Annotated in this window: 16 protein-coding genes and 1 tRNA gene; 9 read left to right on the top strand and 8 right to left on the bottom strand. The window is 68.8% G+C overall.

All coding sequences use genetic code 11. The features are described from left to right. Window positions 1-97: 97 nt before the first annotated feature. The 8 genes from ACSLTV_RS00910 to rpmH all read right to left on the bottom strand — a co-directional run bounded on the left by ACSLTV_RS00910 (window position 98) and on the right by rpmH (window position 6,034). Window positions 98-1,198, bottom strand: a complete 1,101-nt coding sequence (locus ACSLTV_RS00910) for a ParB/RepB/Spo0J family partition protein (protein WP_432136550.1) — start codon at window positions 1,196-1,198, stop codon at window positions 98-100. Further along, a complete protein-coding gene (locus tag ACSLTV_RS00905) occupies window positions 1,195-2,268 on the bottom strand; it encodes an AAA family ATPase (RefSeq protein WP_432136668.1) in 1,074 nt (357 codons plus the stop codon). Before ACSLTV_RS00905 ends, ACSLTV_RS00910 begins: the two co-directional genes overlap by 4 nt. A gap of 248 nt (window positions 2,269-2,516) precedes the next feature. Next, entirely contained in the window at window positions 2,517-3,233 is a 717-nt protein-coding gene (gene rsmG / locus ACSLTV_RS00900) for a 16S rRNA (guanine(527)-N(7))-methyltransferase RsmG (RefSeq protein ID WP_432136549.1), read from the bottom strand. Window positions 3,234-3,350: 117 nt separating this feature from the next. Next, window positions 3,351-3,860, bottom strand: coding sequence for a protein jag (locus ACSLTV_RS00895; protein ID WP_432136548.1), 510 nt, complete (start codon window positions 3,858-3,860; stop codon window positions 3,351-3,353). Window positions 3,861-3,875: 15 nt separating this feature from the next. Then, window positions 3,876-5,150 (bottom strand): membrane protein insertase YidC, encoded by a 1,275-nt coding sequence (gene yidC / locus ACSLTV_RS00890; protein ID WP_435611446.1) that lies wholly within the window; start codon window positions 5,148-5,150, stop codon window positions 3,876-3,878. A gap of 3 nt (window positions 5,151-5,153) precedes the next feature. Continuing rightward, complete coding sequence (gene yidD, locus ACSLTV_RS00885) at window positions 5,154-5,507, bottom strand: membrane protein insertion efficiency factor YidD (protein WP_432136546.1); 354 nt, start codon at window positions 5,505-5,507, stop codon at window positions 5,154-5,156. Continuing rightward, window positions 5,504-5,875, bottom strand: a complete 372-nt coding sequence (rnpA, locus tag ACSLTV_RS00880) for a ribonuclease P protein component (RefSeq protein WP_432136545.1) — start codon at window positions 5,873-5,875, stop codon at window positions 5,504-5,506. The genes yidD and rnpA overlap by 4 nt, the downstream gene beginning before the upstream one ends. Before the next feature lie 21 nt (window positions 5,876-5,896). Beyond that, window positions 5,897-6,034, bottom strand: a complete 138-nt coding sequence (gene rpmH, locus ACSLTV_RS00875) for a 50S ribosomal protein L34 (RefSeq protein ID WP_003956500.1) — start codon at window positions 6,032-6,034, stop codon at window positions 5,897-5,899. Between the two features lie 375 nt (window positions 6,035-6,409). Between rpmH and dnaA the strand changes: the two genes are divergently transcribed. The 9 genes from dnaA (at window position 6,410) to ACSLTV_RS00830 (ending at window position 19,432) form a co-directional block, all read left to right on the top strand. Further along, window positions 6,410-8,308 (top strand): chromosomal replication initiator protein DnaA, encoded by a 1,899-nt coding sequence (gene dnaA, locus ACSLTV_RS00870; protein WP_432136544.1) that lies wholly within the window; start codon window positions 6,410-6,412, stop codon window positions 8,306-8,308. A 1,136-nt stretch (window positions 8,309-9,444) separates the two neighbouring features. After that, on the top strand, window positions 9,445-10,575 hold the full coding sequence (gene dnaN, locus ACSLTV_RS00865; RefSeq protein WP_432136543.1) for a DNA polymerase III subunit beta: 1,131 nt from the start codon (window positions 9,445-9,447) through the stop codon (window positions 10,573-10,575). A gap of 191 nt (window positions 10,576-10,766) precedes the next feature. Further along, window positions 10,767-11,642 (top strand): phosphogluconate dehydrogenase (NAD(+)-dependent, decarboxylating), encoded by an 876-nt coding sequence (gnd, locus tag ACSLTV_RS00860; RefSeq protein ID WP_435611445.1) that lies wholly within the window; start codon window positions 10,767-10,769, stop codon window positions 11,640-11,642. 52 nt (window positions 11,643-11,694) lie between these two features. Then, complete coding sequence (gene recF, locus ACSLTV_RS00855; RefSeq protein WP_435611444.1) at window positions 11,695-12,819, top strand: DNA replication/repair protein RecF; 1,125 nt, start codon at window positions 11,695-11,697, stop codon at window positions 12,817-12,819. Further along, window positions 12,816-13,346: a DUF721 domain-containing protein gene (locus ACSLTV_RS00850; protein WP_432136540.1), complete on the top strand. Its 531-nt coding sequence runs from the start codon at window positions 12,816-12,818 to the stop codon at window positions 13,344-13,346. Before recF ends, ACSLTV_RS00850 begins: the two co-directional genes overlap by 4 nt. Before the next feature lie 441 nt (window positions 13,347-13,787). Then, complete coding sequence (gyrB, locus tag ACSLTV_RS00845) at window positions 13,788-15,860, top strand: DNA topoisomerase (ATP-hydrolyzing) subunit B (RefSeq protein WP_435611443.1); 2,073 nt, start codon at window positions 13,788-13,790, stop codon at window positions 15,858-15,860. 42 nt (window positions 15,861-15,902) lie between these two features. Further along, entirely contained in the window at window positions 15,903-18,494 is a 2,592-nt protein-coding gene (gene gyrA, locus ACSLTV_RS00840; protein WP_432133532.1) for a DNA gyrase subunit A, read from the top strand. Window positions 18,495-18,512: 18 nt separating this feature from the next. Further along, on the top strand, window positions 18,513-19,247 hold the full coding sequence (locus tag ACSLTV_RS00835; protein WP_432133533.1) for a DUF3566 domain-containing protein: 735 nt from the start codon (window positions 18,513-18,515) through the stop codon (window positions 19,245-19,247). Between the two features lie 111 nt (window positions 19,248-19,358). Next, window positions 19,359-19,432: transfer RNA gene (locus ACSLTV_RS00830), tRNA-Ile, on the top strand. Window positions 19,433-19,596: the final 164 nt, after the last annotated feature.

Here is a 19,596-nt window from a genome sequence, read left to right as displayed (position 1 = left end):
ACAAAAAGCAAAGAGCGGGTCGTGTTCCGGCACACACCGGACACGACCCGCTCAGTGGTCGACAGGGCCAATGGCCCGAACCGACGGCAGCTGTGGCTCAGGAATCGGCTTCTTCGCTGCCGCCCTCGGTAAGCCCCTTCTGCAGGGCGGGGGCCTCCCCGGGGGCAAGCGTGTCGAGGATCCGTTCCAAGTCCTCCATGGAGGCGAACTCCACAGTGATCTTGCCCTTCTTCTGCCCCAGGTCCACCTTCACCCGGGTCTCGAAGCGGTCCGAGAGCCGAGTGGCGAGGTCGGACAACGCCGGGGAGACGCGGGCGCCTGCACGGGGCTTCTTGGCACGGGGCGCCGACTGAGGGCGAGAACCCATCAGGTTCACGATCTCCTCGACGGAACGCACCGAGAGCCCCTCGGCCACGATCCGGTGGGCGAGCCGGTCCTGCTCCTCAGAGTCCTCCACGGAGAGCAGGGCCCGGGCATGCCCTGCGGACAGGACTCCCGCCGCCACCCGACGCTGCACAGCCGGAGAGAGCTTCAGCAGACGCAGCGTGTTGGAGACCTGCGGGCGGGAGCGCCCGATGCGGTCGGCCAGCTGATCGTGTGTGCAGTTGAAGTCCTTCAGCAGCTGATCGTAGGCGGCCGCTTCCTCGATCGGGTTCAGCTGGGACCGGTGCAGGTTCTCCAGCAGGGCGTCCAGGAGAAGCTTGTCGTCCTCCGTGGCCCGCACGATCGCCGGGATGGCATCGAGCCCGGCTTCACGGCAGGCCCGCCAACGGCGCTCGCCCATGATGAGCTCGAAACGCCCGGCCTCCAGCTGCCGGACGACGACCGGCTGAAGCAGCCCGACCTCCTGGATGGAGGTGATGAGCTCCTGCAGGGCGTCCTCGTCGAAGTGCTCACGCGGCTGACGCGGGTTCGGCGTGATGTCGTCGAGCGGGATCTCCGCGAAGTAGGCGCCCACGGGGGCCGACGGCTGCTCCGGACCGCTGTTGAGGGCCGGCTCCTCTGTTTCACGTGAAACAGACGCCAGCATGGCCACCTTCGCCGCGGCCACCCCACGATCGGTCGTCAGCACCGGCATCCCGCCGGGGGAGGCGCTGCCGCCGTTTCCCACCGCCGCGGACGCCGGCAACTTCTCCGTGGAGGCGTTGGGGATCAGTGCGTTGAGACCACGACCCAGCCCCCTCCGTCGCTCACTCACTGGATCCCCTCCACCATGTTCGGGTTGCTCTGCGCGCCGGTATGGGCGTGTGAGGCGTCATAACTGACGCTGACTCCCCTCAGAGCGATCTCTCGGGCCGCCTCAAGATAGGACAGCGCACCGCTCGATCCGGGATCGTAGGTCAGCACGGTCTGTCCGTAGCTCGGCGCCTCGGAGATACGGACCGAGCGGGGAATGCTCGTCCGCAGCACCTCGTCGCCGAAGTGGGTGCGCACCTCTTCCGCGACCTGGGACGCGAGTCGGGTCCGGCCGTCGTACATGGTGAGCAGGATGGTCGACACGTGCAGGGCGGGGTTGAGGTGCCCCCGCACCAGGTCGACGTTGCGCAACAGCTGCCCCAGCCCCTCCAGCGCGTAGTACTCGCACTGGATCGGGATCAGGACCTCCTGACCGGCCACCAGCGCGTTGACCGTCAGCAGGCCGAGTGAGGGCGGGCAGTCGATGAGGATGTAGTCCAGCGGTTGCTCGTAGGCCTGGATGGCCCGCTGCAGCCGGCTCTCCCGCGCCACCAGGGACACCAGCTCGATCTCCGCACCCGCGAGATCGATCGTGGCGGGAGCGCAGAACAGGCCCTCCACATCGGGGACCGGCTGCACGACCTCGGAGAGCGGCCTGCTGTCGACCAGCACGTCATAGATCGAGGGAACCTCGGCATGATGGTCGATCCCCAGCGCCGTGGACGCGTTGCCCTGCGGGTCGAGGTCGACCACCAGGACACGGCCACCGTGCAGGGCCAGAGAGGCGGCGAGATTGACGGTCGTCGTCGTCTTGCCCACTCCGCCCTTCTGGTTGGCGACCACGATGACACGCGTCTGCTCGGGCCGCGGGAGGCCCTCACCGGCGCGGCCCAGAGCCTCTACCGCCAGTTGGGCAGCACGACCGATCGGAGTGTCGTCCATCGGAGGCGGTGTTTCACGTGAAACATCCTCCCCGAACGACTCGGTACGGGGACCGGGGACCGGATCGGTCATCGGTCCCGCGATGTTGGCGTCGGACCGCAAGGATTCACTCTCCTCGACTTCAGGCTCGCAATGAACAGAGCCTCCCATGCCTCCGGGGTCGTGAACCAGTGAGGCCGGGCGTTCTGTGGAGAAATCCACCTCTGTGGACAACTCCGATCCCTCATCGAGTGAACCGAGAGGCTTACGGTCGCGGGGTTCGGCCGCGGCCCGGCCCCGGCTGATGATGCCGTGCAGCAGTGAGCGACGTTTCACGTGAAACACGATGCACAGCGCTGTCGGCGGAACCGGCGCGACACTCCGTCATGCGGGGCGGGGCAGCTTGTGTGGAGTACCGCTCAACGACGTCGGCGTGTCCGTCCCGTGCGGGCCGCCTTCGCCCGCTTGGCCGCGAATCGCACACCGCCGGGGCTTTCCCCGACCTCCACACGCACGACCGTGGACAGTGGGTCGACCACGCCGTCCCCGACGTGAAGGATGGACGTCTGCACCGCACCGAGTTTGCTCAGCGCGGTCGCCGCGCTCTTCAGCTCCTCCTCGGCGGTGTCGCCCTTGAGCGCGAGCATCTCACCGTACGGGCGCAGCAGGGGGATGCCCCAGGTGGCCAGGCGGTCCAGCGGAGCCACAGCCCGCGCCGTCACCACGTGCACGGGCGGGAGCTTGCCCATGACCTCCTCGGCACGGCCACGCACCACGGTCACGTGGTCCAGGCCGAGCAGCTCGACGACCTCCGTGAGGAAGTTCGTCCGCCGCAGCAGCGGCTCCAGCAGAGTGATCTTGAGATCGTCCCTGACGAGAGCCAGGGGGATTCCGGGCAGGCCGGCGCCGGAGCCGACATCGCACACGGTGACGCCTTCGGGCACGACCTCCGAGAGCACCGCGCAGTTCAGCAGGTGCCGCTCCCAGAGGCGGGGCACCTCGCGGGGGCCGATGAGCCCCCGCTGCACACCGGCCTCGGCCAGCAGCTCGGCGTACCGGACCGCATCCGCGAAGCGATCACCGAATACCGCGCGAGCCTGCTCGGGCGCAGGGGGGAGCTCCGCTGCCTCCGTCACGGGGACCGTCCTTCCGTACCGCATCAGCGCCTCGCGCGCCGACCACCAGAACTATCAGGCTGACAAAGACCGGCCCCGCCTGCGCAACAGACGGGGCCGGGATGACGTAGGACCGAATCAGTCGGGGAGGACGACGACGAAGCGCTGCGGCTCCTCGCCCTCGGACTCACTGCGCAGGCCGGCTGCCTTGACCGCGTCGTGCACGACCTTGCGCTCGAACGGCGTCATCGGCTTGAGCTTGACCGGCTCGCCGCTGTTCTTCGCGTCGGCGGCGGCCTTGGCGCCCAGCTCGGAGAGCTCGGTGCGCTTCTTGGCCCGGTAGCCCGCGATGTCCAGCATCAGCCGACTGCGGTCTCCGGTCTCCCGGTGCACCGCCAGGCGCGTCAGTTCCTGCAGCGCCTCCAGCACCTCGCCGTCCCGGCCGACCAGCTTCTGCAGGTCGCGGCTGCCGCTGTCGCTGATGATCGACACAGCGGCACGGTCGGCCTCGACGTCCATGTCGATGTCGCCGTCGAGATCGGCGATGTCCAGCAGACCCTCGAGGTAGTCCGCCGCGATCTCGCCCTCCTGCTCCAGGCGGGTCAGGGTGTCTGCACCCTCGGCGGAGGAGGTGGTGCCTTCCGTCACGGGATGGGCTCCTTCTTACTTCTTGGACGGGGACTTGGGGCGCTGCGGGCCACCCTTGCGCTGCCCGGACTGGGCCTTGCTGCGGCCACCGGAGCCGGGCTTGGAGGGGGCCTTCTTCGCAGCGTCGGCGGGCTTGGCGTCCTGCGGCTCGTCGCCCTTGCTCAGCGACGTGGTCTCGCCGGCCGCCTTGGGGCCCCCGGTCTGGCGCTGGGCCTTGCTCTGCCGCTTGGGCTGCTGACGCCGGGCGGTGGCGGTGGTGGTGGTCGTGGTGCCGCCGTCTTCGATCTGGGCGGACTGCGTCTCGCCCTTGACGACGGTGCCGTCGGCCTGTGCCGCGAGGCCCGCCTTGTTCAGACCGTTGATGAACTTCCGCTCGTGCTCGTTGCGGTCCCGGCCCTTGGCGACGATCGCCTTGACGATGACCTTCTCGCTGCGGCGGCGGATCTTGCCGTGCTCCGTGACGCGCTTCTGGAGGCGCTCCAGGTAGGCGGCCTGGGCCTTGGAACCCGGGGTCGGGTTGTTGTGGATGACGTACATCTGCTGGCCCATGGTCCACACGTTGGTGGTCAGCCAGTAGACGAGGACACCGACCGGGAAGTTGATGCCGAAGACGGCGAACATGACCGGGAAGATGTACATCAGCATCTTCTGCTGCTGCATGAACGGCGTCTTCACCGTGGTGTCGACGTTCTTCGTCATCAGCTGGCGCTGGGTGAAGAACTGGGACGCCGACATCAGGACGATCATGATGGCGGTGACGACCCGGACGTCGGTGAGGGTGGCACCGAGCGCTTCGATCGTCGACGCGCCGTCGGTGAACTTCGCCGCGAGCGGGGCGCCGAAGATGTGCGCGTGCTTGGCGCTCTCCAGCTGGGCCTGGTTGATGTACCCGATGGTGTCGCCCTTGGCGATGCCGTTGAGCACGTGGTACAGGGCGAAGAAGAACGGCGACTGCAAGAGGATCGGAAGGCACGAGGAGAGCGGGTTGGTACCCGTCTCCTTGTACAGCTTCATCATTTCCTCGGACTGGCGCTGCCGGTCGTTCTTGTAGCGCTCCTGGATCTTCTTCATCTCGGGCTGGAGCGTCTGCATGGCCCGCGTCGCCTTGATCTGCTTCACGAAGAGCGGGATCAGGCAGATCCGGATCACGATCACCAGGGACACGATGGACAGGCCCCAGGCCCACCCGGTGTCAGGGCCGAAGATCGCGCCGTACACCCTGTGGAACTGGACGATGACCCAGGAAACGGGCCAGGTGATGAAACTGAAGAGGCTGGCAATCGTGTCCACTAATCATGCTCCTTGGGCATGGGACGGTGTCTCTGCGGCCGGGCTCGAGGACACATTGTCCTCGGTGGCCGTTTCGGCGGCGGAGGGCCCGCCCCTGCGTGTGCGCCAGGCTTCGCGCACCATCTCGTGCCACCGCGGACGCTTACGCGGCGGCACATGGTCCACACCGCCCAGCGACCACGGATTGCACCGCAGGATGCGCCAGGCGGTGAGTGCCGTTCCCTTGATCGCGCCGTGCCGGTCGATGGCGGTGTACCCGTAGTGGGAGCACGACGGGTAGTACTTGCAGACCGGCCCGAGAAGCGGACTGATCGTCCACTGGTACAGCTTGATCAGAGCCAGCAGCGGATACTTCATCGCGCGCCCCCTCCCAGCAGCCGTTGAAGGGCGGCATCAAGGTCTTGGGCCAGCTGTGCGTGGCCGGCGTCACCCGCTCCGGGCAGCGCTCGTACGACTACCAGGCTACCGGGGGGAAGGAGGGCGACTCTGTCCCGCATGAGATGGCGCAGTCGACGCTTCACCGTATTGCGTACGACCGCGCCGCCCACTGCCTTGCTCACGACGAAACCCGCACGCGTCGGGGGAGCGCTCTCCCCAGGCGCGTGCGGGTCCGTGGCACCGCTTCGAAGGTGGACGACGAGCGTCGGGCGTCCGGCCCGGCGCCCTCGTCGTACCGCGGTCGCGAAGTCCTCGCGCCGCCTCAGCCGGTTCTCGGTGGGCAGCACGACGGCATGACCTGACCGGGATCAGGCGGACAGGCGGGCGCGACCCTTGCTACGGCGGGACGCGAGGATCGCGCGGCCGGCACGGGTGCGCATACGCAGCCGGAAGCCGTGGGTCTTCGCGCGACGACGGTTGTTCGGCTGGAAGGTGCGCTTGCTCACTCGGGGGCTCCAGAAAGAAATCGGTGGTGGCGGGGTGCCGTCCTGGCTGTCACCGTGCGCCCACGAGTAGCTCGCGTCACGCCCGAGTGCACCGCTTTCCGATCACCTGTAGCGATCTGTGCCCATCGGAGGCAGGCGGCAGCAGCCATCGACAACTCGACCTGGTTACGGTACGCGGGGCTACGCCATCCGGTCAAACCGACGGCCTGCGGGGGACACTGTCCACAGCCTGGGGACAACAACTTGAACCGTACCGGTCGCGCTGACTACCGTGGCTGGACTCCGATTCGTTCCCTTGTCCCCCACCCACCCGATTTACATCCCGATCCGTCTCACGATCACACGATCGTGTGACCCCGTGAGAGAGCGTGCTCTGTGGCCGACGTACCTGCCGATCTTGCCGCAGTGTGGCCACGTGTTCTGGAGCAGCTCCTCGGTGAGGGCCGTGGCCAGGGTGTCGAGGCGAAGGACGAGCACTGGCTGCGCCGCACCCAGCCGCTGGCCCTGGTCGCGGACACCGCGCTGCTGGCCGTGCCGAACGAGTTCGCGAAGGACGTGCTGGAGGGCCGGCTCGCCCCGATCGTCAGCGAGACGCTGAGCCGGGAGTGCGGCCGCCCGATCCGCATCGCGATCACCGTCGACGACTCCGTGGGTGGTCCCCCGCCCGCGCCGCCCGCCCAGTCGCAGCGGCAGCCGCGCTACGAGGAGCCCGAGCTGCCGTCGTCCAACCCGTACGACGGCGGGTACGACACCCCGCCGTACGACGGCGGCTACGGCCGGCACCGCGGCGACCAGCTGCCCACCGCCCGCCCGGCCTACCCGGGCGAGTACCAGCGTCCCGAGCCGGGCGCCTGGCCGCGCGCCCAGCAGGACGACTACGGATGGCAGCAGCAGCGCCTCGGCTTCCCCGAGCGCGACCCGTACGCGTCACCGCCGCAGGACTCCTACGGCGCTCCGGCCCCCGACTACCACCAGCAGGCACCGGAGCGTCCGTCGTACGAGAAGCCGTACGACCAGTACGAGAAGCCGTACGAGCCGTACGAGCCGGCCTATGACCAGCAGCGCGGCGACTACGAGCAGCGAGACGGCGGGCGGCGGGAGCTGCCCGAGCCGCAGGCGGGCGGCGGTCCCGCGCACCGAGGCGGCCCGGGAGTACCGTCCCTGCCCTCGCCGGGCGGCACCGGAAGCGGCTCCGGACCGCTCGGCGGCCAGCCGGCCCCGTCCGGCGGTCCCGGGGAGCCGACCGCGCGGCTGAACCCGAAGTACCTGTTCGACACCTTCGTCATCGGCGCGTCCAACCGCTTCGCGCACGCGGCCGCCGTCGCCGTCGCCGAGGCACCCGCCAAGGCGTACAACCCGCTGTTCATCTACGGCGAGTCCGGGCTCGGCAAGACCCACCTGCTGCACGCCATCGGGCACTACGCACGGAGCCTGTACCCGGGTACGCGCGTGCGGTACGTGAGCTCGGAGGAGTTCACCAACGAGTTCATCAACTCCATCCGCGACGGCAAGGGCGACAGCTTCCGCAAGCGCTACCGCGAGATGGACATCCTGCTGGTCGACGACATCCAGTTCCTGGCGGACAAGGAGTCGACACAGGAGGAGTTCTTCCACACCTTCAACACGCTCCACAACGCCAACAAGCAGATCGTCCTCAGCAGCGACCGGCCGCCGAAGCAGCTGGTGACGCTGGAGGACCGGCTGCGCAACCGCTTCGAGTGGGGTCTGATCACCGACGTCCAGCCCCCCGAGCTGGAGACGCGGATCGCGATCCTGCGCAAGAAGGCGGTGCAGGAGCAGCTGAACGCCCCTCCCGAGGTGCTGGAGTTCATCGCCTCGCGGATCTCGCGGAACATCCGTGAGCTGGAGGGCGCGCTGATCCGGGTGACGGCGTTCGCCTCGCTCAACCGGCAGCCCGTGGACCTGGGCCTGACGGAGATCGTCCTGAAGGACCTGATCCCCGGCGGGGAGGACTCGGCACCCGAGATCACCTCGACGGCCATCATGAGCGCCACGGCGGACTACTTCGGACTGACCGTCGAGGACCTGTGCGGCACCTCGCGCGGGCGCGCGCTGGTGACCGCTCGGCAGATCGCCATGTACCTGTGCCGGGAGCTGACGGATCTGTCGCTGCCGAAGATCGGGGCCCTCTTCGGCGGCCGTGACCACACCACGGTGATGCACGCCGACCGCAAGATCCGCAATCTGATGGCCGAGCGTCGCTCGATCTACAACCAGGTGACCGAGCTGACCAACCGCATCAAGGCCGGCTGACCGAGGCGCGGACCCTGCGGCCGCCGCGCCGCCTTCCACAGCCTGTGGGCGCCCCTGGACGAGTTCCGGGGGCGCCTTCGCGCGTCCGAGGCGAGGGCGCGGGGAAGGGCGTGCCCGCGGTGAAGGACATGGGCGCGGGGAAGGGCGTGCGCGCGGTGGAGGACGTGGGCGGCTCAGAGGCGTGTGCCGACATGTAGGGCGCTCTCGGGACACCTCGGGGTGCCGACGGGCTCAGCAGGGCTCCCAGAGGCCCGAAGGGCGCCGAAGGGCGCTGTCCGGTGAGACGACGGTGCGCCGTGAGGGAGCTTCCGGAACCGGCACGGGCGACCGGTGTGGATGCCCGGCGGACACCGGTTGTTCGATTACCTGCCGGGTTACGGCCGCTCTCCACAGATTCGGTGACTTTCTTCCGTCCACACGCTGGGGACCGGGAAGTTGTTCAGATCGTGTCCACAGGTCGGTCGACCGGTTCGGCGTCCTGCCAGGTCAGCGGGGTGTGGATTCGTGGACGAAAGAAATCCACAGCCTGTGGACGAATTGCCGGTCCACAGGCTGTGCGCGGAGTTGTCCACCGGCCACCCACAGGCTAGGGCCCCTTGTCCCCAGCGATCACCGGCTTCTCCACATCTCTGTCCACTGTTCGGCAACGCGACGCGTCCCCTGACCGGGTCGAGTGAAAGGCGTCACACCACGTTGCCCGGAGGCCCTGTGGGAAAGACGCGCAAAGCTGGGGACGGCGCTGGGGAGAAGTCGCACCAACCTGTGCACGGGGTGTGCAGAACTTTCCGTTCTCCACAGAAGCCCCGGGTTGTCCACCGCCTCCGCCCACAGGACCAGTGGACAAAATATCGCCTCTGAGCTGCGGAAACGAAGTTATCCACGGTATCCACAGGCCCTACTACTACTCCCGACTAGAGAGAGCCCGGGAATCGTTTTGAAGCGGGTCCTGTGCACAACTCGCTCCGAGCTGCCCGGCCGCCCCGAGTCACGACTTGACCCACAGGGGCACCAGCTGTCAGTGCGGTGCGTCAGACTGGTTCCCGGTGTCCTTCCCGGCACAGGGAGCCGCGACACCCAGACAGACGACGAAGCGAAGCAGGGCGAGAAGCGCCGGCAACAGCAGGAGGCGGCTTACGGTGAAGATCCGGGTGGAACGCGACGTACTCGCGGAGGCAGTGGCCTGGGCGGCGCGCAGCCTCCCGGCCCGTCCGCCGGCGCCGGTCCTCGCCGGCCTGCTGCTGAAGGCGGAGGACGGGCAGCTGAGCCTGTCGAGCTTCGACTACGAGGTCTCCGCGCGGGTGAGCGTCGAGGCGGAGGTCGAGGAGGAGGGCACGGTGCTGGTCTCCGGCCGCCTGCTCGCCGACATCTCCCGCGCGCTCCCCAACCGGCCGGTGGAGATTTCCACAGACGGTGTACGGGCGACCGTGGTCTGCGGCTCCTCCCGCTTCACCCTCCACACCCTGCCGGTGGAGGAGTACCCGGCGCTGCCGCAGATGCCCAACGCGACGGGCACCGTCCCCGGCGAGGTGTTCTCCTCGGCGGTGCAGCAGGTGGCCATCGCCGCCGGCCGGGACGACACCCTGCCGGTGCTGACCGGTGTGCGCATCGAGATCGAGGGCGACACCGTCACCCTCGCCTCCACCGACCGCTACCGCTTCGCGGTCCGCGAGTTCCTGTGGAAGCCGGAGAACCCGGAAGCCTCCGCGGTCGCCCTGGTGCCCGCCAAGACGCTGCTGGACACCGCGAAGTCGCTGGGCGCCGGTGACAGCGTCACCCTGGCGCTCTCCGGCTCCGGCTCCGGCGAGGGCCTGATCGGTTTCGAGGGTGCGGGCCGCCGCACCACCACGCGGCTGCTGGAAGGCGATCTGCCGAAGTACCGGACGCTCTTCCCCACCGAGTTCAACAGCGTCGCCGTGATCGAGACCGCGCCCTTCGTGGAGGCCGTCAAGCGTGTGGCCCTGGTGGCCGAGCGCAACACTCCGGTGCGGCTGAGCTTCGAGCAGGGCGTGCTGATCCTGGAGGCGGGTTCGAGCGACGACGCACAGGCTGTGGAGCGTGTCGACGCGCAGCTGGAGGGCGACGACATCTCGATCGCCTTCAACCCGACGTTCCTGCTGGACGGTCTCAGCGCGATCGACTCGCCGGTCGCGCAGCTGTCGTTCACCACGTCCACCAAGCCGGCGCTGCTGAGCGGCAAGCCCGCCCTGGACGCCGAGGCGGACGTGGCCTACAAGTACCTGATCATGCCGGTGCGGCTCAGCGGCTGACGGTCGTCCACAGGGTGCCGGGTGCTTGTGGGTGCCCGGCACCGCGGCCGAGGCAGGGGTCCGCGGGAGCCTGTGCAGGTCAGGGCGTACGTATGAGCGCCTATGCCCACAGTTGTGCGTCAGCGTCCGGGTTTAGGCTCGTGCGTCGGCACCATGTGCCCCACACGCCACAGCGACCTAAGGAACAACTGATGGAGCTCGGTCTCGTCGGCCTCGGCAAGATGGGCGGCAACATGCGCGAGCGGATCCGCCGCGCGGGCCACACCGTCGTCGGATACGACCGCAACCCGGACCTCGCCGATGTCCACAGCCTGGAAGAGCTTGTGGGCAAGCTCAGCGGCCCGCGCGTCGTCTGGGTCATGGTTCCGGCCGGCGCCGCCACCCAGTCCACCGTCGACGAGCTGGCCGAACTCCTGGAGCCCGGCGACGTGGTCGTGGACGGCGGGAACTCCCGCTGGACGGACGACGAGAAGCACGCCGAGCAGCTGGCCGCGAAGGGCATAGGTTTCGTCGACTGCGGCGTCTCCGGCGGCGTCTGGGGCCTGGAGAACGGCTATGCGCTGATGTACGGCGGCGATGCCGAGGACATCGCCAGGGTGCAGCCGGTCTTCGACGCGCTGAAGCCGGAGGGCGACTTCGGTGCGGTGCACGCCGGCAAGGTCGGCGCGGGCCACTTCGCGAAGATGGTCCACAACGGCATCGAGTACGCCATGATGCAGGCCTACGCCGAGGGCTGGGAGCTGCTGGAGAAGGTCGACTCCGTGGACAACGTCCGCGAGGTGTTCCGCTCCTGGCAGGAGGGCACGGTCGTCCGCTCCTGGCTGCTCGACCTCGCCGTGAACGCCCTGGACGAGGACGAGCACCTCGACGACCTGCGCGGTTACGCACAGGACTCCGGCGAGGGACGCTGGACGGTGGAGGCCGCCATCGACAACGCCGTGCCGCTGCCCGCGATCACGGCTTCCCTCTTCGCGCGGTTCTCCTCCCGGCAGGAGGACTCTCCGCAGATGAAGATGATCGCCGCGCTGCGCAACCAGTTCGGCGGGCACGCCGTCGAGAAGAAGTGATCCACAGGACCGCACGGCGGTCCACAGGCTGTTGAGGAGGTCGGCTCCGACCATGCACGTCACGCATCTGTCGCTGGCCGACTTCCGCTCGTACGCCCGGGTCGAGGTCCCACTGGACCCGGGCGTCACGGCCTTCGTCGGCCCCAACGGGCAGGGCAAGACCAACCTCGTCGAGGCCGTCGGCTATCTCGCCACTCTCGGCAGCCACCGCGTCTCCTCCGACGCGCCCCTGGTGCGCATGGGCGCCGAGCGCGCGGTCATCAGGGCGCAGGTCCGCCAGGGCGAACGGCAGCAGCTGATCGAGCTGGAGCTGAACCCGGGCCGCGCCAACCGCGCCCGCGTCAACCGGTCCTCGCAGGTCAGACCCCGGGACGTGCTGGGCATCGTACGGACCGTGCTGTTCGCGCCCGAGGATCTCGCCCTGGTGAAGGGCGATCCGGGCGAGCGGCGGCGCTTCCTCGACGAGCTGATCACCGCGCGGTCGCCGCGGATGGCCGGGGTGCGGTCCGACTACGAGCGGGTGCTCAAGCAGCGCAACACCCTGCTGAAGTCGGCGGCCCTGGCGCGGCGGCACGGCGGAAGGTCGATGGACCTGTCCACCCTCGACGTGTGGGACCAGCACCTCGCGGGCGCGGGTGCCGAGCTGCTGGCGCGGCGGCTCGATCTGATCGCGGCCCTGCAGCCGCTGGCCGACAAGGCGTACGAGCAGCTGGCGCCGGGCGGCGGCCCGGTGGCGCTGGAGTACCGGCCCTCGGCTCCGCTGGGCGGTGCGCACACGCGCGAGGAGTTGTACGAACGGCTGAGCGAGGCGCTGGCCGAGGCCCGCAAACAGGAGATCGAGCGGGGCGTCACCCTGGTCGGCCCGCACCGTGACGACCTGGTGCTCAAGCTCGGTGAACTGCCCGCCAAGGGGTACGCCTCGCACGGCGAGTCCTGGTCGTACGCGCTGGCGCTGCGGCTGGCCTCCTACGACCTGCTGCGCGCCGAGGGCAACGAGCCGGTACTGGTCCTGGACGACGTGTTCGCCGAGCTGGACGCGCGGCGGCGGGAGCGGCTGGCGGAGCTGGTGGCGCCCGGCGAGCAGGTGCTGGTGACGGCCGCGGTCGACGACGACGTGCCGGACGTGCTGGCCGGGGCCCGGTACGCGGTGGCCGACGGGACGGTGGAGCGCGTATGAGTGCCGAGGAGCCCGAGAAGTCTCCGCAGCCCTCCGGTGTCGACCTCGCGCGCGTGGCGCTCCGCGCGGCGCGCGAGCAGGCACGCGCGCGAGGCGATGCGGCGCAGCAGAAGAAGCAGGCCCGGCGCGGGGGCGGCCTGCGCTCCGGCGCGCGGGCCGACGGGCGCGACCCCATGGCGCTCGGTGCGGCGATCAACCGGCTGTTGACGGAGCGGGGCTGGGAGGCGCCGGCCGCGGTGGGCGGGGTGATGGGCCGGTGGCCGCAGATCGTGGGTGAGGACGTGGCCAAGCACTGTGTGCCCGAGCGGTACGACGAGGAGGAGCGCCTGCTGGTGGTGCGCTGTGACTCCACGGCCTGGGCGACGAACCTGCGGCTGCTGGCGCCGACGCTGGTGGCGCGGCTGAACCAGGACCTGGGACACGGGGCGGTGCGACAGATCAGGGTGCAGGGGCCGGGTGGCGGCCCGCGCCGGTACGGTCCGCTGCGGGCTCCGGGCAGCAGCGGACCCGGCGACACTTATGGGTGACGTACATCACGTGTGAGGCATGCGCCTGCCGGTCGTGCGGGGCTGGGCGAGGCGGGCGGCCGGGGCGGATCGAGGGTTCCGCCCCGGCCGCGCGGCGTTCTGCGGGGCAAATGCCCGCAATCCCGTACGCATTCAGTCGTGACTCCCCGGTAGCCAAGGGTTGACACCTCGAAGCGCTGAGTGCCGCTGTGAGCGTCTTGGGGACCCCTTCCGTATATCGGGAGTCGGCCGAGTCCGGTTCAGGGCGGCACATGGGGACTCAGGTACCGGCAAACCCTCATCGCTGTCAGTGGTACCGGTAGACTGGGAGACAATCCCGCCCCGAACGAGGGGATCGTCCGGGAAAAGCTGAGCAACGCTGAATCAAGGCTTATCAACGCACCATGCCGCAGCCGCTCCGGCGACGCTCCCCCACCGGGGAGGCCCCCAGGAGCCTGGCTTGTGCTGTGCCAGAAAGGGCGCTTCGTGGCCGATTCCGGCAACCCCAACGAGAACATCCCGTCCACCGAGGCCGAGGCCCATGGCGCCGAGGCCTCCGTCACCGCGTCCTACGACGCGAGCGCCATCACCGTCCTCGAAGGCCTGGACGCGGTCCGCAAGCGCCCCGGTATGTACATCGGTTCGACCGGTGAGCGCGGTCTGCACCACCTGGTGTACGAGGTCGTCGACAACTCCGTCGACGAGGCGCTGGCCGGGCACGCCGACACGATCGACGTGACGATCCTCGACGACGGCGGCGTACGCGTCGTCGACAACGGGCGAGGCATCCCCGTGGGCATCGTCCCCTCCGAGGGCAAGCCGGCCGTCGAGGTCGTGCTGACGGTGCTGCACGCGGGCGGCAAGTTCGGCGGGGGCGGCTACGCGGTCTCCGGCGGTCTGCACGGCGTGGGCGTGTCCGTGGTGAACGCCCTGTCCAGCAAGGTGTCCGTCGAGGTGAGGACCGACGGACACCGCTGGACGCAGGACTACAAGATGGGCGTCCCGACGGCACCGCTGGCGCAGCACGAGGCGATCGAGGAGACCGGCACCTCGGTGACCTTCTGGGCGGACCCGGAGATCTTCGAGACCACCGAGTACTCCTTCGAGACGCTGTCGCGGCGCTTCCAGGAGATGGCGTTCCTCAACAAGGGCCTGACGATCCGGCTCACCGACGAGCGCGCGTCGGCCAAGGCCACCGCCGGCGCGGACGAGGCGGGCGCGGACGAGAAGGACGAGCCCAAGAGCGTCACGTACCACTACGAGGGCGGCATCGTCGACTTCGTGAAGTACCTCAACTCCCGCAAGGGGGAGGTCGTCCACCCGACGGTGATCGACCTGGAGGCCGAGGACAAGGACAAGAGCCTGTCCCTCGAGGTCGCCATGCAGTGGAACAGCGGTTACAGCGAGGGCGTGTACTCCTTCGCCAACATCATCCACACGCATGAGGGCGGTACCCACGAAGAGGGCTTCCGGGCCGCGCTGACCTCCCTGATCAACAAGTACGCGCGCGACAAGAAGCTGCTGCGCGAGAAGGACGACAACCTCACGGGCGACGACATCCGCGAGGGCCTGACGGCGATCATCTCGGTCAAGCTGAGCGAGCCGCAGTTCGAGGGCCAGACCAAGACCAAGCTGGGCAACACCGAGGCCAAGACCTTCGTCCAGAAGGCGGTCTACGAGCACCTCAACGACTGGCTGGACCGCAACCCGGTGGAGGCCGCGGACATCGTCCGCAAGGGCATCCAGGCGGCCACCGCGCGCGTGGCGGCCCGCAAGGCGCGCGACCTGACCCGGCGCAAGGGCCTGCTGGAGTCGGCGTCCCTGCCCGGCAAGCTCTCCGACTGCCAGTCGAACGACCCCGTCAAGTGCGAGATCTTCATCGTCGAGGGCGACTCCGCCGGCGGCTCGGCCAAGTCCGGCCGGAACCCGGAGTACCAGGCGATCCTGCCGATCCGCGGCAAGATCCTCAACGTCGAGAAGGCGCGGATCGACAAGATCCTGCAGAACCAGGAGATCCAGGCGCTGATCTCCGCCTTCGGCACCGGCGTGCACGAGGACTTCGACATCGAGAAGCTCCGCTATCACAAGATCATCCTGATGGCGGACGCCGACGTCGACGGCCAGCACATCAACACCCTGCTGCTGACCTTCCTGTTCCGCTTCATGCGGCCGCTGGTCGAGGCCGGGCACGTGTTCCTGTCCCGGCCCCCGCTGTACAAGATCAAGTGGGGCCGGGAGGACGTCGAGTACGCGTACTCCGACCGGGAGCGCGACGCCCTGCTGGAGATGGGCCGCCAGCGCGGCAAGCGGGTGCGCGAGGACTCGATCCAGCGCTTCAAGGGTCTCGGCGAGATGAACGCCGAGGAGCTGCGCGTGACCACCATGGACCAGGAGCACCGGGTCCTCGGCCAGGTCACCCTCGACGACGCCGCGCAGGCCGACGAGCTGTTCTCGGTCCTGATGGGCGAGGACGTCGAGGCGCGCCGGCAGTTCATCCAGCGCAACGCCAAGGACGTCCGCTTCCTCGACATCTGAGTCGGTCTCAGCTGACCGCACCAGGAAGGACCTTCACCAGCAATGACCGACGACAACACCTCCGTGACGCCGGGCGAAGAGGCCCTGGCCATGCGTGTCGAGCCCGTCGGGCTCGAGACCGAGATGCAGCGCTCGTATCTCGACTACGCGATGTCCGTCATCGTCTCCCGCGCGCTGCCCGACGTCCGGGACGGCCTCAAGCCCGTCCACCGCCGGGTGCTCTACGCGATGTACGACGGCGGCTACCGCCCCGAGCGTGGCTTCTACAAGTGCGCGCGCGTGGTCGGCGACGTCATGGGCAACTACCACCCCCACGGCGACTCCTCCATCTACGACGCGCTGGTCCGTCTCGCCCAGCCGTGGTCGATGCGGATGCCGCTGGTCGACTCCAACGGCAACTTCGGCTCTCCGGGCAACGACCCGGCGGCGGCCATGCGCTACACCGAGTGCAAGATGGCACCGCTGTCGATGGAGATGGTCCGCGACATCGACGAGGAGACCGTCGACTTCACGGACAACTACGACGGCCGCTCCCAGGAGCCGACCGTCCTGCCGTCCCGCTTCCCGAACCTGCTGATCAACGGCTCGGCCGGCATCGCGGTCGGCATGGCGACCAACATCCCGCCGCACAACCTGCGCGAGGTCGCCGCCGGCGCCCAGTGGTACCTGGAGAACCCGGAGGCCTCGCACGAGGAGCTGCTCGACGCCCTCATCGAGCGCATCAAGGGCCCGGACTTCCCGACCGGCGCGCTGGTCGTCGGCCGCAAGGGCATCGAGGAGGCGTACCGCACCGGGCGCGGCTCGATCACCATGCGCGCGGTGGTCGAGGTCGAGGAGATCCAGAACCGCCAGTGCCTGGTGGTCACCGAGCTGCCCTACCAGGTCAACCCCGACAACCTGGCGCAGAAGATCGCCGACCTGGTGAAGGACGGGAAGATCGGCGGCATCGCCGACGTCCGCGACGAGACGTCGTCGCGCACCGGCCAGCGCCTGGTCATCGTCCTCAAGCGGGACGCGGTCGCCAAGGTCGTCCTGAACAACCTGTACAAGCACACGGACCTGCAGACCAACTTCGGCGCCAACATGCTGGCCCTGGTCGACGGCGTGCCGCGCACCCTCTCCCTGGACGCGTTCATCCGCCACTGGGTGACGCACCAGATCGAGGTCATCGTCCGCCGTACGCGCTTCCGGCTGCGCAAGGCCGAGGAGCGGGCGCACATCCTGCGCGGCCTGCTGAAGGCTCTGGACGCCATCGACGAGGTCATCGCGCTGATCCGGCGCAGCGACACCGTAGAGATCGCGCGCGGCGGCCTGATGGAGCTGCTGGAGATCGACGAGATCCAGGCGAACGCCATCCTGGAGATGCAGCTGCGCCGCCTGGCCGCCCTGGAGCGCCGGAAGATCGTCCAGGAGCACGACGAACTCCAGGCCAAGATCACCGAGTACAACGAGATCCTGGCCTCCCCGGTCCGCCAGCGCGGCATCGTCAGCGAGGAACTCGCCGCGATCGTCGAGAAGTACGGCGACGACCGCAAGACCATGCTGGTGCCCTACGACGGCGACATGTCCATGGAGGACCTGATCGCCGAGGAGGACATCGTCGTCACCGTCACGCGCGGCGGCTACGTCAAGCGCACCAAGACGGACGACTACCGGGCGCAGAAGCGCGGCGGCAAGGGCGTGCGCGGCACGAAGCTGAAGGAAGACGACATCGTCGACCACTTCTTCGTCTCGACCACCCACCACTGGCTGCTGTTCTTCACCAACAAGGGCCGGGTGTACCGCGCGAAGGCGTACGAACTGCCCGACGCCGGCCGGGACGCGCGTGGTCAGCACGTGGCCAACCTGCTCGCCTTCCAGCCGGACGAGGCGATCGCCGAGATCCTCGCGATCCGGAACTACGAGGTGGCCCCGTACCTCGTACTGGCCACCAAGGCCGGTCTGGTGAAGAAGACCCCGCTGAAGGACTACGACTCGCCCCGTTCCGGCGGTGTGATCGCCATCAACCTGCGGGAGGGCGAGGACGGTTCGGACGACGAGCTGATCGGCGCCGAACTGGTCTCGGCCGACGACGATCTGCTGCTGATCAGCAGGAAGGCGCAGTCGATCAGGTTCACGGCGACGGACGAGTCGCTGCGTCCGATGGGCCGGGCGACCTCGGGTGTGAAGGGCATGAGTTTCCGCCCGGGCGACGAACTGCTCTCGATGAATGTTGTTCGACCCGGTACGTTCGTGTTCACTGCGACGGACGGCGGGTACGCGAAGCGGACCGCTGTCGACGAGTACCGCGTCCAGGGACGCGGCGGCCTCGGTATCAAGGCCGCCAAGATCGTGGAGGACCGCGGTTCGCTCGTCGGCGCGCTGGTGGTCGAGGAGACCGACGAGATCCTCGCCATCACGCTGTCCGGCGGTGTGATTCGTACGCGAGTCAACGAGGTCAGGGAGACGGGCCGTGACACCATGGGCGTCCAACTGATCAACCTGGGCAAGCGCGATGCCGTGGTCGGCATCGCTCGTAACGCCGAGGCGGGGCGCGAGGCGGAGGAGGTCGACGGCGGTGACGCCGTGGACGAGACCGTCGAGGATGCCGCGACCACCGGCACGGACGAGGGTGAGGCGCCCTCGGCCGAGTAGCACGAGGAGTGAGTCATCGTGAGCGGAGCCACGGGCGCCGGTTCGGTCGGGGCATCGACCGGGACCTCTGCCGAATCGGAGCAGAAGGGCGGCGGCCGTGGCTCCGCCGCACCGGTGGCGGACCCGCACACGACCAACCTCAAGGCGGTCAAGGTGACGGACTCCGGCACGCCCTCTCCCGACGCGCAGACATCCCAGGGGGGAACTGTGACCGACACCAGAGGCCCGCAGGCGGCCTCCCCGCTGCCGGGGGAACGGCAGACGCAGCAGCCCTCCGGGCCGTACCACCCGCCGCAGGCGTACCCGGCGCAGGGCGCCGGCGCTCCGGCCCCGGCGGGGGCCGCGGTACGGCGGCCCCGGACGGGCGCCCGCACCATGCCGAGGGTCCGCAAGGCGCGGCTGCGGGTGGCCAAGGCCGACCCGTGGTCGGTGATGAAGGTCAGTTTCCTGCTCTCCATCGCGCTGGGCATCTGCACGATCGTGGCGTCGGCGATGCTGTGGATGGTCATGGACGCGATGGGCGTCTTCTCCTCGGTGGGCAGCACCATCTCCGAGGCGACCGGCTCCAACGAGTCGAACGGATTCGACCTGCAGTCGTTCCTCTCGCTCCCCCACGTGCTGATGTTCGCGTCGATCATCGCGGTCATCGACGTCGTCCTCGCCACGGCGCTCGCCACTCTCGGCGCCTTCATCTACAACCTCTCCGCCGGCTTCGTCGGCGGCATCGAGCTGACCTTGGCGGAGGACGAGTGACCCGCCGCTGAACCCTCCGGGGCGGTACCCCGACAACCGATTTTGGGACTGCCCCGGTCGTGCGCTAATCTTCAGGAGTCAGCGCGCGGGACATACACCGCAGAGCGCGGCGGGGCTATAGCTCAGTTGGTTAGAGCGCATCCCTGATAAGGATGAGGCCACAGGTTCAAATCCTGTTAGCCCCACAGTGAAGACCCTCGGTCCGGTGGACCGGGGGTCTTTTGGTGTTTCACGTGAAACATCGGGTCGCGTGAAACATCGGGGTGGCCGACGGGGCCGGGCATGGAGATGCCCGGTCGCTGACGACGGGGGATGCGGCAGCGACCGGGCTTGGGCCAAGGCTAACAAG

The organism is Streptomyces sp. bgisy159 (assembly GCF_965341775.1).
In the GTDB taxonomy this organism is placed as follows: domain Bacteria; phylum Actinomycetota; class Actinomycetes; order Streptomycetales; family Streptomycetaceae; genus Streptomyces.
Note: the sequence above shows the minus strand (reverse complement) of the source record. Positions and strands in the feature narration are given on the sequence as shown.